The organism is Streptomyces sp. NPDC005302, assembly GCF_040607345.1.
Taxonomy (GTDB): Bacteria; Actinomycetota; Actinomycetes; order Streptomycetales; family Streptomycetaceae; genus Streptomyces.
In genome coordinates, this window is sequence record NZ_JBEXGN010000003.1 from 14,652 (window position 1) to 29,704 (window position 15,053).

Genomic DNA, 15,053 nt, shown 5'->3' on the forward strand with positions numbered 1-15,053 from the left:
GAGATCCCCGGCGCAGTCTAACGAGCCCTGGCCTGCGGTGAACGGTCAGCTACTAGAGTGTGGCGAAGTCGCGTCCGGGGGGACGCCGTTGGGGGGATGTTCGATGCGTGATCTCCCGGCCTTCACACTGGCCGGCTACGACAAGGGACGCGGGAAAGTCGTCCAGGCGCTCTGGTTCGCGGTGATGAACACGGTCTTCATGGCGTGGTTCACCCCGGCGCGGGTCAGGACGGCCCTGCTGCGGGCCTTCGGCGCCGAGATCGGCACCGGGGTGCTCATCCGGCACCGGGTGCGCGTGCTGTGGCCGTGGAAGCTGACGGTCGGCGACCACACCTGGATCGGTGAGGGGGCCTGGATCCTCAACCTGGAGCCGGTGACCCTCGGCGCCCATGTGTGCGTGTCGCAGGAGGCCCTGCTGTGCACCGGCAGCCACGACCACCGCGCCGCCGACTTCCGGTACCGCAACGCGCCGGTCACCGTCGACGACGGCGCCTGGATCGCCGCCCGCGCCACCGTCCTCGCCGGGGTCAAGGTCGGCCGCTGCGCCGTCGTCGGAGCCGGCGCGGTCCTCCACACGGATCTGCCGGAACTGACCCTGCACACCGCCGACAACCGGCGCCGACCCGTCGAGGAGCCGGCGTGAGAGTGCTGCACGCGGTCACCCTGCACAGCCCCACCCACGCCTTCGGCGGCCCGGTCCGGGTCGCACTCAACCTCTGCAAGGGACTGCGGGAACGCGGGCACGACGCCCGGCTGACCGCCCTCGCCGACGGCTTCGAACGGCCCCTGCCCGAGGAGGTGGAGGGCGTGCCCGCCCGCCTCCACCAGGCGCGCAGGATCCTGCCGCTCGGGTTCAGCGGTCTGACCTCGCCGTCCCTCCTGGCCGGGGCCCACCGACTCGTACGGCAGGCCGATGTCGTCCATGTGCATCTGGCGCGCGACCTGGTGACCCTGCCGGTGGCGCTCGCCGCGCTGCGCGCGGGCAAGCCGCTGGTCCTCCAGACGCACGGCATGGTCGACCCGAGCGAGCGGCGCTCGGCCCGCGTCCTCGACGCGGTCGCGGTGCGGCGGGTGCTGCGCGGTGCCACCGCCGTCCTGCACCTCACCACGCGTGAACTGCGCGATCTGGATGCCGTGGTGGGCGGGACGGGTCTCGCCCACGCCGTCCGCCTGGTGAACGGGGTGCCCGCGCAGCCCGAGGCCCCGGCACCCCAAGGACCGCCGCGCATCCTGTACGCGGCCCGCCTCCAGGCCCGCAAGCGCCCCGTCGACCTGGTGGAGGCGGCGCCCGCGATCCTGGCCCGGCACCCCGAGGCGACCTTCGTCGTGGCGGGGCCCGACGAAGGTGAACTCGCCTCCGTGCGACGGCGGATCGACGAGCTCGGACTCGCGGCGCGGGTGAGCTGCCCCGGACCGCTGGACGGGGCCCGGATGACCGAGGAGCTGCGCAGGGCGCACGTGTACGTCCTGCCGTCGGTGGACGAGCCGTTCCCGATGTCGGTCCTGGAGTCGATGGCCGTGGGCACGCCGGTCGTGGTGACCGACTCCAACGGCCTGGCCCGCGACGTGGACCGGGCCGGAGCCGGCCGCGTGGTGACGGGACCCGACGGCATCGCCCCGGCGGTGCTCGGCCTGCTGGACCCGGACGCGCGGCGCACCGCGTCGGCGGCGGCCCGCAAGCTCACCGCCGAGACGTTCGCCATGGACGCGGTCCTCGGCACCCTCTTCGACGTGTACGAGCGGGCCTAGGGGACGGCGTCGCCCCTCGTTCGGACCGGTGCGCGGGCGCGCCGGTCCGAACGGCGTCCCGCGCTACGCGGGGAGCCAGGCGTAGCAGCCCGAGGAGACGAACGTGACGGTCCCGGCCGGGATCTTCGCGGTGATCTTCTTCGGGGCGTCCGGTCCCGGGCCCGAGGCCAGTACCTTGTCGCCCGCGCCCAGGGCCTTCCAGGTGCAGCCCTTGGCGCTGGTCAGCGCGCGGTAGGTGCCCGGCGCCGGCTTCTTGCGGGTGCCGTCGGCGAAGCCGGTCGCGGCCTGGTCCAGCAGCGGCTTCTGCTTCGGGCACAGCTGGCCGATCGCGTCGTCGGCGGACGGCAGGTCGCCGGCGATGAGCGCGCCGATGGCCGCGTCCTTGTCGTGGGCGGCGGTGCGCTCGATGCGCTGGCAGGTCTCCTGGCCCACCTGGAGCACGGCGGCCGGGTCCATGTTCTTCGGCACACGGCCGTGCAGGTACTTCTTCTCCTTGGCGGTGAAGGAACCGGTCACCGGGGTGAGTTTCGCGTCCGGCAGGACCGGCCCCTTGGAGGGGCTCGACGACTCCTGGGGAGCCGGGCTCGCCTGGTCGTCCGGGACGCCGGCCGCCTGGTCGTCGGAGATGCTCCGCGTCGGGTTCGCCGCCGCGTCGGAACCGCCGTCCGAGCTGCAGCCGGAGAGCGCGAGGAGCGCGACGAGGGCTCCTGCGGCGGCACCGCGCCGGAGGGACCGGAGAGTACGAGTGTGCATGGTGGCTCCTGCGGCCCGAGCGGGCCGGGTATGAAGGCGGGCCCGCACACGGAGGTGCGGGCCCAGGTGGGGTGGGCGGGGTGCCGGGCACGCGGCCCGGCACCCCGCCCACGGGGACGCCGTGAGGGTTACGGCGCCCCGAAGGTCAGCACCAGCTGCGGGGTGTTCTCCGCGGCCGACGCCTCACTGGACCACACCCACAGCGCGTCCGTCCCGGTGCTCGTGAGCGCCAGGCCGTAGCTGCCCCCCAGAGCGGGGGAGAGCGCCGAGGTGTCGAGCGTCGCCGAGTAGACCGTCGACAGGTCGGTGGCCCCACTGAGGGTGCCGACCGAGGTCGAGGACAGAGCGGGCTTGGAGGCGAAGGTGGTTCCCGCCTCCGTCCAGCTTCCGGTCACCGGACGTACGGCGAAGTCGTCCGGGCTGCCCGCGGTGGACAGCGTGGTCGTCTTCACCGCGAGACGCGCGCTCTTGAGCACGGTCCCGGCCGGCGCCGCCGGCAGGTCGAAGCGCAGGTACGTCTCGTACGCCGCGCTGCCGCGCACCGCCAGCGAGGTGGAGGTGCCGTAGTTGGTGCTCGCGGCACCGGCGTTGACGTACGTGTCGTCCGCGGCGCGGACGGTCTGCACGCTGTCGGCCGGGGCCGTGGCCAGGGTGTAGTGGCTCTGCACCTGGGCCGCACTCAGCACCGACGGGTAGATCGCGGTCTCGTCGATCTGTCCGGCGAAGTAGTTGCTGGAAGGCTGGTTCGGCCACCCGTTGAGGTTGTCGCCGCCGACGTGCCAGTAGCCGCTGTACGCCTGGCTGTTGGACTCGGCGAGCGTGCCGACCTGGCTGCCGTCCACGTACAGCGCCATCCCGGAGGAACCCTGGGTGGCGACGACGTGGTGCCAGGAGCCGTCGTTGTAGCCGTTGGACGAGGTGATGGTGCGGGCCGAGCCCGTCCACACTCCGTAGACCAGCCGGCCGTCGTTGCGCATGTAGACGTGCTTGTCGTAATTACCGCTGGCCCGTGTGGTGTTGTCGCCGAACCCGACGAGCTTGCCGCCACTGGTCGTGGTCGTCTTGAACCAGGTCTCGATCGAGTACTGACTCGGCACCGTGGTGCGCTTGTCGCTGTAGACGATCTGGTCCGTGCCGTCGAACCCGATGGCGGTGGACGGACCGGTCACGGCGGCCGGAGTCTGGCGCAGCGAGGGCCCGTTGACGTGGATGCCGCTCTGGTCGCCCGGCGAACTGTCGCCGACGAACGGAGTGGCGGACTCGTCATAGCGCCAGTACAGGTTCGCGCCGTCGTCGAGCACCTTCGCCGGGTACTTCTGGGCGGAGGTGGGCACCGTCACCGAGGCCGTGGCGGACAGCGCGGAGGCGTTGCCCGCTCCGTCGGTCGCGGTCACCCGGTAGCTGTAGGTGGAGCCGGCCGTGACGTTGGTGTCGGTGAACGACAGCTGCGGGCGCGACCACTCCACGGAGTCGCCGTCGACCGTGTACACCGGCGTGGAACCGCCGTTGCGGTAGACCTTGTACGTCAGCTTGGTGTCGTCCGTGTCGAGGCTGGCACGCCAGCGGACGCGCGCCTCGGTCGGCTTGACCGACTCCGCGCCGATCGACGGCACCGTCGGCGCGCCGACGTCCGGGGTCGCCGCGAAGCGCGTCAGGCCCTGGGCCGCCGAGCCGTTGACGGTGGTGAACTCGCCGCCGACCCACATGTACTTGTTGTCGGAGGTCTCGGATATCGCCATGGCGCGCGGGCCGATGCCCTCGCCGAGACCGTCGTTGGTGTCCGGGAACCAGCCCAGCTTGTTGGTGCCGGAGGTCGGCTCCGCGAGCAGGTGGTGACGGCGCCCGTCGGGGTACTCCCCGACGCTGGAGCAGTCGTGCGCGTGCGAGGCGCTGTACACGACGGCCTGGTACGACTTGACGGCCTGGGTGGCGCCCAGGCAGGTGTCGCGCCAGCGCTGGTTCAGGGTGGACAGGTCCAGCGCGATACGGCCGTCGAAGACGCCGCCGCCGGTGCCCTCGTTGCCGGTGTAGAAGCCGGTGGCGTCCGTGTCGAGCGCCTTGACCACCGAGTTGTTCTCGATGAACCCCGGGTACGTGCGGACGTTGGCGCCCGTGCCGGAGTCGACGACCGCCAGGGCGTGCGAGTTCGCGCCGTTGACGGTGAAGAAGTCACCGCCGAGGATCACGTTGCTGCCGTCCGGGGTGACAGCGACGGCCCGGCCGGGCTCGTCGACGTCGGCCTGGAAGGGCTTGACGGCGCCGCTGGTGGCGTCGACCGCCGCGTAGCGCGCGTGCGCGCTGCCGCCGACCGAGGTGAAGTCGCCGCCCAGGTACACGGTGTCGTTCGTGACCGCGAGCGTCCGCACGGTCGCGGAGACGCTCGGGTGGAAGTTCGCCTTGGGCGTGCAGGTGGCGATGTCGATCGCGGCGAGGCTGCTGACCGGCGTGCCGTTGACCGCCCCGAAGTAACCGCCCGCGTACAGCGTCTTCTTGTCCGGTGAGACGGCGAGCGCACGGACCGTCGCGCTGCCGCTTCCGATCGTGAAGGACAGGTTGCAGGACGTCGGGTTGCCGGTCGCCGCGTTCAGCGCGACGAAGTTCACCGCGTTCTGCGCCGTGCCGCTGCCCCCCTCGGGCGGACGCACCTGCGAGAACGTGCCGCCGGCGAACACGGTGCCGCCCGCTTCCGCCAGTGCCCACACGATGCCGTTGGTCTGCCAGGTCGGCAGGTCGTCGGCGGTGAAGGCGACCGGCGCGGTGAGCGCTACGGCCGGTTGCGGCATGGCCACCAGGCCCAGGCCTGCCGCTGTGGAAAGGACAAGGGCGGCGCTGAGCCCTCTGGATCTGTGCATGAACCCCCCGGCTTCCGGGCCCGCTTGCGGACCCATTGCCTCGGCGTACCCGGCGGCGTTTCCCCTGCTCCGCGCGGGCCGCGTGAACTGTTTGCTCGCGAACCATACGAGTACATGACACGTCATGGAACGCACTTGACTCATCTGGTAGGAAATTTCAAGGTGTTCACGGCGTTACCGTGACTCCCCGCATGCCCACCGGACACGCGCGGCCGCCCTGTCGCAGGTGGCCGGCTTCCTTCGCGGGTGGCCCGCCTCAGCGGTCGATGCGCACGACGGCGCCCGCGAGCTCCTTCTCCACCTGCTGCACATCGGCGTCGACCATGATCCGCGCCAGCTCCTCGACCAGGACCGTGGGCTTCCAGCCCAGCATTTCCTGGGCCTTGGACGCGTCACCGATCAGCGCGTCGACCTCGCTGGGACGCTCGTACTTGGGGTCGTAGCGCACGTGCTCGTTCCAGTCGAGCCCGGCGTGGCCGAACGCCGTCTCCACGAACTGCCGCACCGTGGCCGGGACTCCGGTGGCGACCACGTAGTCCGTCGCCTCGTCGTGCTGGAGCATCCGCCACATCGCCTCGACGTACTCGGGCGCGTACCCCCAGTCGCGCACCGCGTCGAGGTTGCCGAGGTAGAGGCGGTCCTGGAGACCGGCCTTGATGCGGGCGACGGCACGGGTGATCTTCCGGGTCACGAAGGTCTCGCCGCGGCGCGGGGACTCGTGGTTGAACAGGATGCCGTTGACCGCGAACATCCCGTAGGCCTCACGGTAGTTGACCGTGGTCCAGTACCCGAAGACCTTCGCGGCACCGTACGGGCTGCGCGGATGGAAGGGGGTGTCCTCGTTCTGCGGGGGCGGCGTCGAGCCGAACATCTCCGAGGACGAGGCCTGGTAGATGCGGGTCTCGACCCCGCTCGCCCGGATGGCCTCCAGCAGTCGCAGCGCGCCCAGACCGGTCACGTCACCGGTGTAGAGCGGCGCGTCGAACGAGACCCGCACATGCGACTGCGCGCCCAGGTTGTACACCTCGTCCGGCTGTATCTCGCGCAGCAGGTTCACCAGCGCCACCCCGTCGGACAAGTCGGCGTGGTGCAGCACGAAGTGCCGCTCGGCCTCCTGGGGGCCCTGGTAGATGTGGTCGATCCGCTCGGTGTTGAAGCTGGACGACCGCCGCACCAGGCCGTGCACCCGGTATCCCTTCGCCAGCAGAAGCTCCGCCAGGTACGAGCCGTCCTGCCCGGTGACGCCGGTGATCAGCGCGGTCTTGGTCATGCGGTGTTCCCCTCCCTGCCGGACAGGCACAGAAGGCCGGTCCGGTCCGTGCGCCCGCGGTGCGCGGGTCGCATGTCATGAACTACAGGAAATTTCGGCAGAGTTGCCGGTACGGGCGATCCGGCCCCGCGGCGCCTGGCATGATCCGGCATATGACCGCATCGCTCCTGCCCGAACGCGCCCGTGTCTTCGTCGCCGGCCACCGTGGCCTGGTGGGTTCCGCCGTGGCCCGCCGGCTCGCCGCCGACGGGCACGAGGTGCTCACCCGTACCCGCGCCGAACTGGACCTGCGCGACGCCGCGCGCACCGCGGCCGAACTGGCCGACCTGCGCCCCGACGCCGTGGTGCTCGCCGCCGCGAAGGTCGGCGGGATCATGGCCAACAGCACCCAGCCGGTGCAGTTCCTGGAGGAGAACCTCCAGATCCAGCTCAGCGTGATAGCCGGCTCCCACGCCGCCGGTGTGGGCCGCCTGCTCTTCCTGGGGTCCTCGTGCATCTACCCCAAGCACGCCCCCCAGCCGATCAGCGAGGACGCCCTGCTGACCGGGCCGCTGGAACCCACCAACGAGGCCTACGCCCTCGCGAAGATCGCGGGCATCGTCCAGGTGCAGTCCTACCGGCGTCAGTACGGCGCGTCCTACATCAGCGCCATGCCGACCAATCTCTACGGACCCGGCGACAACTTCGACCTGGAGACCTCGCACGTCCTGCCCGCCCTGATCCGCCGCTTCCACGAGGCCGCGGCCCAGGGGCGTGACGAGGTCACCCTGTGGGGCAGCGGCACTCCGCGCCGGGAGTTCCTGCACGTCGACGACCTCGCCGCCGCCTGCGCCCTGCTGCTGCGCTCCTACGACGGCGACGAGCCCGTGAACGTCGGCTGCGGCAACGACCTCACGATCCGCGAACTGGCCGCGACGGTCGCCGAGGTCACCGGCTTCACCGGCAGGATCGGCTGGGACACCACCCGCCCCGACGGCACCCCGCGCAAGCTGCTCGACATCTCCCGGCTCTCGGACCTCGGCTGGAAGCCGGCGATCCCGCTGCGCGACGGCATCGCCGCCACCTACGCCCACTGGCGCGGCGGCCTCGACGGCTGACGGGCCCGACCGGCCGACGGACCCCGGCGCGCGTCGCGCGCCGGGGAACTGTGCTCTCACGGGCGGCCCTCTCAGTACGCCCCGCGGCCGTCGACGACGGCGCGGAACGTGCGGGCCATGACGTCGACATCGCTGGTGAAGGACCAGTTGTCGACATAGCTGAGATCCAGCTGAACCGTTTCGTCCCAGGACAGGTCCGAGCGTCCGCTGATCTGCCACAGGCCGGTCATCCCCGGTCGGACGCTCAGCCGCCGCCACTCGACGGGCGTGTAGTGAGCCACCTCGTCCGCGAGCGGAGGACGTGGACCCACCAGGGACATGTCACCCTTGAGGACGTTGACGAGCTGGGGCAGTTCGTCCAGCGAGGTGCGCCGCAGCCAGTGGCCGACCCGGGTCACCCGCGGGTCCCGGCGCATCTTGAACATCAGCCCGTCGTTGTCGTTCTCCTCGGCCAGTTCGGCCTTCAGCCGGTCGGAGCCGACCCGCATGCTGCGGAACTTCCACATCACGAAGGGGCGGCCGGACCGGCCGATGCGCTCGTGGAGGTAGAGGACCGGCCCCCGCGAGGACAGCTTCACCGCGACCGCGACCAGCAGCAGCACCGGCGCGAGCGCGAGCAGTCCCGCCAGAGCGGTGCTGCGGTCCAGGACCTCCTTGAGCAGCGGCTGCATGCCCTCCCGCACGGGCGGGGCGACGCGCAGCAGCGACATGCCGCCGGCCGATCCGGTCTCCAGGCGCTTGACGGAGACCTCCACCAGACCGGGCGCGACGAACAGTTCGATGCCTGCGTCGTGCAGCCCCCAGGACAGCCGCCGCAGCCGCTCCCCGGAGGTCGCGGCGCCGGGCACGACCAGCACCAGGTCGGCGCCGAGCCGGTGCACCGCGCTGATCACGAGGTTGGCGTCCTCCGCCGGTGCCTCCGGTGCGGTGGCGGCGAGGCGCTCCCCGGTCCTGACGCCCGAGGCGAACGGGCCCGAACCCACCGGGACGGCGCCCACGGCCACGTACGGATGGTCCGTGCGCGAGGCGAGATGGGCGGTGACGTCGTCCGCCGCGGCCGCCTCGCCCACCACCAGCACCTTGATCACCGCTTGGGCACTGCGGCGCACCGCGGCGAGATGACGGTGAACCGCCTTGCGGCACACCAGAGTCAGCAGCAGGGCCGGCAGCAACGCCAGCAGGCACAGTGGTGCCCGCAGCCGGATCCCCGCCGAGGCGTGCACCACCGCGAGCACACCCAGCAGGATGAACCAGTCGTGCAGTACGGGCAGGGTGCCCCGGCTCTCGCCGATGGTCCGGGCCGCGTACCGCGAACGGAACAACTGGACGCCTGCCCAGGCCAGTCCGGCGACGATGCCGCTCGGCACGGGCCATGGCTGGCGCGCGGTGGAGAACATGATCGTGACCGGTACTCCCGCGCCGACGAGATCGGTGATCAGCGACGCGGGAAGATACCAACGGGACTTGCGTCCCATCCAAAGTGAAGAGCGCGCCCTTGAGCGCGCTTTGCGTGATCTCTCGGTTTCAGTTGCCTGAACATCCCACATGTACCCCCCCAGGCACATTCAGCTGCACGAGTCGCCGGATGTCGCGAACACCTATTCGTCGAACATGCGGCACGATGGTGAACAGTACGGCAAACTTGTGTACGCATGTGAGCGTTTACGTGAACGTCACCGAGAAGTGCCGAGCTGTACGAAATCGCGCCCCGAGTCCGGTTGTTGATCTTGCGCGACGCCGGACTTCCGGAAACCCGTACGATCGTCGAAAGTGCTGGCTACAGTGTGCGCCCGGTGCGGATGGGGCCGTACCGGGGTGAGGTGGGGGGTACGTGGTGGGGGACAGGAACACGGCCGAGGCCGATGTGACGGGCCGGGACGCGGGGGCGGACCGGGAAGACGAGTTGGGCAGAACGGGCTCGGATGTATCCGACCCGGTGAACGAGGACGGTCGCGCGGACGACGCTCCGGCGAAGGGGGCCGACGCCCCTCCGGCGCGTCCACGGCGACGCAGGAGCCGCACGCGACGGGTGCTCCTCGGGGCGCTCGTGCTGTTCGCGGTGGCCCTGTTGCTGATGGGCGGAGTCGCCTGGTGGGCCGTCGACCACTACACCGGAAAGGTCGACCGCATCTCCGGGGTCTTCCCGAAGGTGCCCGCGGCGGCCCAGCCGGCCGCGTCCGACGGCGGCCAGACCTTCCTGCTCGTCGGTGTCGACAGCCGTTCGGACCTGCCGACCACCGGCAGCGACGCCAAGGCCCCCGAGTGGAAGTACGGAGCCCAGCGCAGCGACACGATGATGCTGGTCCACCTCCCGGCCGACCACTCCGGCGCGTACGTCGTCTCGCTGCCCCGTGACGCGTGGGTGGACATCCCCGGCCACGGCAAGGCGAAGCTCAACGCCTCGTTCTCGTGGGGCGGACCGCCGCTCCTCATCGACACCGTCCAGCGGCTCACCAAGGTGCGGGTCGACCATCTCGCGGTCATCGACTGGGACGGATTCAAGAAGCTCACCGACTCCGTGGGCGGTGTGAACCTCGTCGTGGACGGCGCGAGCCGCCACATGAACGGCACGCAGGCCCTGACCTATGTGCGCGAGCGGCACCATCTCGCCCGCGGCGACTTCGACCGGACGCACCGTCAGCAGTACTTCCTGCGCACGCTGTTGTCGAAGGTCATGCAGCCGTCCACCTTCAAGAACCCGGTCAAGGCCGGCGAGGTGCTGGACGACCTCACCGCCGCGGTGAGCGTCGACGACCGGCTCGGCGACGGCGATCTGCGCGACCTGCTCTGGGACAACAAGAAGGTCCGTCCCGGGAACATGGTCTTCATGAACGCCCCCGCCAAGGGGACCGACACCATCTCCGGCCAGTCGGTGGTCCTGCTCGACCAGACCAACGGCTCCGACCTGTGGCGGGCGATGCGCGAGGACGCCCTCGACGTCTACCTCCAGTCCCACGACGTCGACCGGCTCGGCGCCACGACGTCCTGACCGCGCGGCGATGATCACGCACGGTTGCCTCTTGGGTGACGTTCTGTCACCCAACAGGCCTCCCGTGCAGTAGAGTTCGCCCCCGGTGGCCCATCGGCGTCCGCGGAGGACACCCATGACGGATCAGCCCGCACGTCCAACGCGCCAGCACCGGAGGCCGCCTGGCAGGCGGCGGCGCACCGCGCTCGGCGCCCTGTTCGGCCTGCTCCTCATCGGAGTCGTCGCCGGTACGGGACTGGCCCTCGACCGGCAGGACAGGACGTCCTCCGGCGAGCGGGCGAACGCCACGGCGCTGCCCTTCGACCCGCCCTCCGCCGACGTGCTCCGGGCAAGTCCCCACCTGGTCTTCGCGCACTACTTCACGCCGTACCCGCTCTCCCTCGACAACCAGCCCGCGTCCCGGGACTACTACACCCGCAACTACCTGACGCCCCAGGGCGAACAGGGCAAGCACGCGGCCTACGGCGGACTACTGCGCGACCGGCCCGAACCCGTGACCCCGTCCACCGGGAACTGGCAACTCGCCAACCTGGAACGGGAGGTGAGGACCGCCCGGGACGCCGGGATCGACGGCTTCACCGTCGACCTCCTCTCGCTGACCGGTCCCAACCGCGACCGCGTCGACCTGCTGCTGCGCGCCGCGCACCGCGTCGACCCCGGCTTCCGGATCGTGCTGATGCCGGACATGACGTCGCTGCACACCGATCCGCGCACGCTCGCCGACCAGTTGGCCGAGCTGGCCGCGGCGCCCGCCGCGTACCGGCTGGCCGACGGACGTCTCGTGGTCTCCCCGTTCAAGGCCGAGGCCCAGGACCCGGCCTGGTGGAACCAGGTCACCGCGCGGCTGCGCCAGCACGGCGTCGGCACCGCGCTCGTCCCGGTCTTCCTGAACTTCCGCGCCAACGCCGAGCGCTTCGCGCCCATCAGCCACGCCTTCTCGTCCTGGGGCAACCGCAGTTACGCCCGCCAGGACAACGTCCCCGGCGACATCCGGCTCGCCCACTCGCTCGGCAAGAAGTGGATGCAGGCCGTGTCCGTACAGGACGCCCGGCCCAACCAGGGCGTCTACGACGAGGCGGGCAACACCGCCACCCTGCGTTCCACCTGGAACCACGCGATCTCCGACGGCGCCGACTGGGTGCAGCTCACCACCTGGAACGACTACTCCGAGGGCAGCCAGTTCGCGCCCTCCCTGCACAACGGCCACACGTACCTGGACATCTCCTCGTACTACCTCACGCGCTTCAAGACCGGGGCCTGGCCGCGGATCGTGCGGGACACCGTGTACGTCACCTCCCGCGTCCAGTTCACCGGCGGTGGGGGCGTCCAGCAGGCCCGGCTGATGCGGCCCCGCGCGGGCACGGCCGCCCCGCGCGACCAGGTGGAGCTGCTCACCTTCCTGACCGCGCCCGCCTCCGTGACCGCGCGCGTGGGCTCCGCGCCGCACGCCTACCGGGCTCCCGTGGGCGTCAACGCGCATGCCCTGCCGCTGAGCCCGGGCATCACCCAGGTCGTCGCCCGCCGCGCGGGCGACACCGCGGCGGCCGTCACGACCCGCTACCCGGCCCGGCGCACGGCGACCGTGCAGGACCTGCAGTACTACGGGGTGTCGAGCGGGCGCTGACCCGTCCCGCCCAACCTCAGCGCCGACTCCTGTGGTTCGACGCCGGCCGCACGGCGCCCCTCGGCGAGCGACGGCACGCGTGTGCTCGCGGCCACGCCGCAGACGGCGGCCGGTGTACCCGCTCCGCGTGTCCTTCCGCCCGGCGGGCAGCCGCCGTCCTCGGGCGCGTGCCTCGCGGCGATCTCGCTGACGCCGCCACCGCCACCGCCACCGCCACCGCCGACGCCGACGCCGACGAGCGCGTGTTCAGCCATGGGCGCGACGCCACCGCCGGCCCGAACAGCCGCCACTCCTGCACCAGGCCAGCTCTTGCTGTTAGCGTGCAACTGCACATCGATTGCAATTATGGCGGAGGATGTTGGACATGGCGGTGTACTCGCTCCCGGAGCTTCCCTACGACTACGCGGCGCTCGAACCGGTGATCAACCCCCAGATCGTCGAGCTGCACCACGACAAGCACCACGCGGCATACGTCAAGGGCGCGAACGACACGCTGGAGCAGCTCGCGGAGGCCCGTGACAAGGAGGCGTGGGGGTCCATCAACGGCCTGGAGAAGAGCCTGGCCTTCCATCTCTCCGGGCACATCCTGCACAGCATCTACTGGCACAACATGACGGGCGACGGCGGCGGCGAGCCCCTGGCCGCGGACGGCGTCGGTGACCTCGCGGACGCGATCACCGAGTCCTTCGGCTCCTTCGCCGGCTTCAAGGCGCAGCTCACCAAGGCCGCCGCGACGACGCAGGGTTCCGGCTGGGGCGTCCTCGCCCACGAGCCGCTGAGCGGCCGCCTGATCGTCGAGCAGGTCTACGACCACCAGGGCAACATCGGGCAGGGCTCGACCCCGATCCTGGTCTTCGACGCCTGGGAGCACGCCTTCTACCTCCAGTACAAGAACCAGAAGGTCGACTTCATCGACGCCATGTGGGCCGTCGTCAACTGGCAGGACGTGGCCCGGCGTTACGCGGCGGCCAAGGAGCGCGGCGACAGTCTGCTGCTCACGCCCTGACGGCACCGGCGAACCGGCCGTCCCGCACGTGATCGTCTTCTCACCGTTCGCGCCGGGGGTGTCGTGCCGAGGGGGGCTCCCCGGGTCCGTACCCGGGGAGCCCCCCTCGGCCGTTCGTGCTTCGGCGCCGTTGTCAGTGGTGACCTCTAGTTTGGAGTCACTGGAAGACGGCCCGTGTGGGCCGACCGGGCCTTTGGGGAGGGGTGTGCTGTGTCCGCTGCGCAGACGCGACAGACGGGGAACACGACGTATCTGGAGCTGTCCCAGGACGGCGGCGGCGCCCACAAGTTCTACGAGGTGACGGTCGAGCAGACCACCGTCTCCGTGCGGTACGGGCGGATCGGTGTGGACGGCCAGCGCCAGACCTCCAGTTTCCCCACCGTCGACAAGGCCAGGGCCGCGGCGGCGAAGAAGATAGCCGAGAAGGTCCGCAAGGGGTACGCGCCCGCGGTCCAGGGACAGCGCGCGGCACGTTCGGTGACGCGCCGGCAGGTGACGTCGGCGCCCTCCACGGCCCGTGCCACCGCACCGGTGCTGTGGCGGTTCCGCACGGGGGCCTCGGCGTTCGGCATCCATGTCGACGAGGACCGCTGCTGGGTCGGCAACCAGCACGGCGACGTGTACAACCTGAGCCACGACGGCGAGGTGCTCGCGCACTACTCCCTGCCCGACGGCGTCAAGTGCCTGGTGGCGGACGACTTCTGGATCTACGCGGGCTGCGACGACGGCCGGGTGTACGACCTCTCCTCGAAGATGCCGTTCGCGGCCTACGAGATAGCGGCCGAGGTCGACATCTTCTGGCTGGACATCCACGCGGGCGTGCTCAGCGTGTCCGACCGCAGGGGCGGGCTGACGGTCATCGACCACGAGGACGAGCTCCAGTGGTCGCGCAACTCCGGTGGGGACCACGCCTGGATGGTGCGCGCCGACGACCACGCCGTCTACCACGGGCACAGCCGCGGGGTGACGGCGTACGCCGCGGACGGCGCGGGCCTGCTCTGGCACACCGACACCGGCGGCAACGTGCTGTTCGGCTGGCAGGAGGAGAACGCGGTCTACGCGGGGACCGGACGGCGGCAGGTCCAGCGGCTCGCCAAGTCCACCGGCCGGGTGGAGGCCACGTATCTCTGTGACGCTCCCGTCTACTCGTGCGCGACGTCCCCCGGCGGCCGGTACGTGTTCGCGGGCGACTCGGCCTCCTCCGTCTACTGCTTCACGGCCGACGGCACCCGGCTGTGGAAGCTCGGCACCGGCGGCGGCTCCGCGCTGTCCATGCAGTACCGCGACGAGCGGCTGTACATCGTCTCCACGGACGGTTCGCTCGCCTGCGTCGACGCGACGGAGAGCGCCATCCGGGCCGCCGAGTCCGGCACCGTCCCGGTCGCCGCGGACGTCAAGCTGGCGGCGGCCCTGCCGACCTACGCACCGCTGACGACCGTCGCGTCCGTCGCCACGGTCAGCACCCTCCCCGCGCCGGGCGACGGCGTGGTCGTCGAATGCGTCCAGGAGGGCGGACGCGTGCGCGTCCACGTGGTCTCCGAGGGGTACGAGACCGGCTGGAAGGTCCAGTTCCCGCGGGCGATACGCGAGCCCGGCGCCCGCTATGTGGTGGACGCGCTGCACTCCTCCGTGGGCGGCTTCTACCGGGTGCGCGGAGAGATCAGACGCCTCGTGTGACGAGGGAAGGCGGATCCGGTCCTCGCGTGCGTCACC

General features: G+C 71.1%; 12 protein-coding genes. 7 read left to right on the forward strand and 5 right to left on the reverse strand.

Annotation, left to right across the window (positions count from 1 at the left end):
• Positions 1–103: 103 nt before the first annotated feature.
• Together ABZT74_RS04680 and ABZT74_RS04685 are read left to right on the forward strand one after the other, a co-directional pair.
• Entirely contained in the window at positions 104–643 is a 540-nt protein-coding gene (locus ABZT74_RS04680; RefSeq protein WP_356164891.1) for a WcaF family extracellular polysaccharide biosynthesis acetyltransferase, read from the forward strand.
• Entirely contained in the window at positions 640–1,749 is a 1,110-nt protein-coding gene (locus ABZT74_RS04685; RefSeq protein WP_356433403.1) for a glycosyltransferase, read from the forward strand. The genes ABZT74_RS04680 and ABZT74_RS04685 overlap by 4 nt, the downstream gene beginning before the upstream one ends.
• A gap of 63 nt (positions 1,750–1,812) precedes the next feature.
• On the opposite strand, the gene ABZT74_RS04690 is transcribed toward ABZT74_RS04685, so the two are convergent.
• The 3 genes from ABZT74_RS04690 to gmd form a co-directional block, all read right to left on the reverse strand.
• On the reverse strand, positions 1,813–2,502 hold the full coding sequence (locus tag ABZT74_RS04690) for a hypothetical protein (protein WP_355874995.1): 690 nt from the start codon (positions 2,500–2,502) through the stop codon (positions 1,813–1,815).
• Between the two features lie 128 nt (positions 2,503–2,630).
• Positions 2,631–5,354, reverse strand: coding sequence for a DNRLRE domain-containing protein (locus ABZT74_RS04695; protein WP_356164900.1), 2,724 nt, complete (start codon positions 5,352–5,354; stop codon positions 2,631–2,633).
• A gap of 256 nt (positions 5,355–5,610) precedes the next feature.
• The gene (gene gmd, locus ABZT74_RS04700) at positions 5,611–6,624 is read right to left on the reverse strand and encodes a GDP-mannose 4,6-dehydratase (RefSeq protein ID WP_355874990.1); all 1,014 of its coding nucleotides are present in this window, start codon (positions 6,622–6,624) and stop codon (positions 5,611–5,613) included.
• Positions 6,625–6,776: 152 nt separating this feature from the next.
• Between gmd and ABZT74_RS04705 the strand changes: the two genes are divergently transcribed.
• Positions 6,777–7,721 (forward strand): GDP-L-fucose synthase, encoded by a 945-nt coding sequence (locus ABZT74_RS04705; RefSeq protein ID WP_356433404.1) that lies wholly within the window; start codon positions 6,777–6,779, stop codon positions 7,719–7,721.
• Between the two features lie 71 nt (positions 7,722–7,792).
• Here ABZT74_RS04705 and ABZT74_RS04710 read toward each other — a convergent pair whose 3' ends face one another.
• Complete coding sequence (locus ABZT74_RS04710) at positions 7,793–9,196, reverse strand: exopolysaccharide biosynthesis polyprenyl glycosylphosphotransferase (protein WP_355874984.1); 1,404 nt, start codon at positions 9,194–9,196, stop codon at positions 7,793–7,795.
• A 554-nt stretch (positions 9,197–9,750) separates the two neighbouring features.
• Here ABZT74_RS04710 and ABZT74_RS04715 point away from each other — a divergent pair.
• Together ABZT74_RS04715 and ABZT74_RS04720 are read left to right on the forward strand one after the other, a co-directional pair.
• Positions 9,751–10,710 (forward strand): LCP family protein, encoded by a 960-nt coding sequence (locus tag ABZT74_RS04715; RefSeq protein ID WP_355874981.1) that lies wholly within the window; start codon positions 9,751–9,753, stop codon positions 10,708–10,710.
• 115 nt (positions 10,711–10,825) lie between these two features.
• A complete protein-coding gene (locus ABZT74_RS04720) occupies positions 10,826–12,334 on the forward strand; it encodes a glycoside hydrolase family 71 protein (RefSeq protein ID WP_356433405.1) in 1,509 nt (502 codons plus the stop codon).
• Here ABZT74_RS04720 and ABZT74_RS04725 read toward each other — a convergent pair.
• A complete protein-coding gene (locus ABZT74_RS04725) occupies positions 12,310–12,588 on the reverse strand; it encodes a hypothetical protein (protein ID WP_356433406.1) in 279 nt (92 codons plus the stop codon). The two genes, ABZT74_RS04720 and ABZT74_RS04725, sit on opposite strands and share 25 nt — an antisense overlap.
• Positions 12,589–12,698: 110 nt before the next feature.
• Here ABZT74_RS04725 and ABZT74_RS04730 point away from each other — a divergent pair, with 110 nt between their 5' ends.
• Positions 12,699–13,340, forward strand: a complete 642-nt coding sequence (locus tag ABZT74_RS04730; protein ID WP_355874973.1) for a superoxide dismutase — start codon at positions 12,699–12,701, stop codon at positions 13,338–13,340.
• A gap of 210 nt (positions 13,341–13,550) precedes the next feature.
• Entirely contained in the window at positions 13,551–15,017 is a 1,467-nt protein-coding gene (locus ABZT74_RS04735) for a WGR domain-containing protein (protein WP_356433407.1), read from the forward strand.
• Positions 15,018–15,053: the final 36 nt, after the last annotated feature.

Excerpts from the sequence above, each read along its gene's own strand:
- ABZT74_RS04690 (WP_355874995.1), bottom strand. The coding sequence starts at position 2,502 with ATGCACACTCGTACTCTCCGGTCCCTCCGGCGCGGTGCCGCCGCAGGA.
- ABZT74_RS04680 (WP_356164891.1), top strand. The coding sequence starts at position 104 with ATGCGTGATCTCCCGGCCTTCACACTGGCCGGCTACGACAAGGGACGC.
- gmd (WP_355874990.1), bottom strand. The coding sequence starts at position 6,624 with ATGACCAAGACCGCGCTGATCACCGGCGTCACCGGGCAGGACGGCTCG.
- ABZT74_RS04730 (WP_355874973.1), top strand. The coding sequence starts at position 12,699 with ATGGCGGTGTACTCGCTCCCGGAGCTTCCCTACGACTACGCGGCGCTC.
- ABZT74_RS04720 (WP_356433405.1), top strand. The coding sequence starts at position 10,826 with ATGACGGATCAGCCCGCACGTCCAACGCGCCAGCACCGGAGGCCGCCT.
- ABZT74_RS04725 (WP_356433406.1), bottom strand. The coding sequence starts at position 12,588 with ATGGCTGAACACGCGCTCGTCGGCGTCGGCGTCGGCGGTGGCGGTGGC.
- ABZT74_RS04695 (WP_356164900.1), bottom strand. The coding sequence starts at position 5,354 with ATGCACAGATCCAGAGGGCTCAGCGCCGCCCTTGTCCTTTCCACAGCG.
- ABZT74_RS04705 (WP_356433404.1), top strand. The coding sequence starts at position 6,777 with ATGACCGCATCGCTCCTGCCCGAACGCGCCCGTGTCTTCGTCGCCGGC.
- ABZT74_RS04710 (WP_355874984.1), bottom strand. The coding sequence starts at position 9,196 with ATGGGACGCAAGTCCCGTTGGTATCTTCCCGCGTCGCTGATCACCGAT.